A 289-nucleotide genomic window follows, 5' to 3' on the forward strand; every position below is an offset into this window, starting at 1 on the left:
GGCGCAGGTTCTTCTTCATTACACGGAGCTTGCGAGCCTGCGAGTTGGTGTGCCTAATGCGCTGGGATTTCGTTCTCTGACGGTGAGCTTTATTGCAAAAAAAGCAGGTATCGGCCTAAAGCGCGCATATCGGGCTCTTTCGTTATTGAAAAGAGCAGGATATCTCAGGTTAACCGAGCGTTTTGATATCAAAGAGGGTGGCAGGGCTGATGAGAAGCGTTTTATCGGACTTGCGGCGGTTAAATGTTTAATGCCGTCTTTTTTTAAAGCCTGTGGTATCAACTTGCAA

Annotated in this window: 1 pseudogene; it reads left to right on the forward strand. The window is 47.4% G+C overall.

The window, feature by feature from the left end:
• A pseudogene (locus Lfee_RS17445) lies at window positions 1–289 on the forward strand (hypothetical protein); the annotation flags it as partial.

This window comes from Legionella feeleii, assembly GCF_001467625.1.
Taxonomy (GTDB): domain Bacteria; phylum Pseudomonadota; class Gammaproteobacteria; order Legionellales; family Legionellaceae; genus Tatlockia; species Tatlockia feeleii.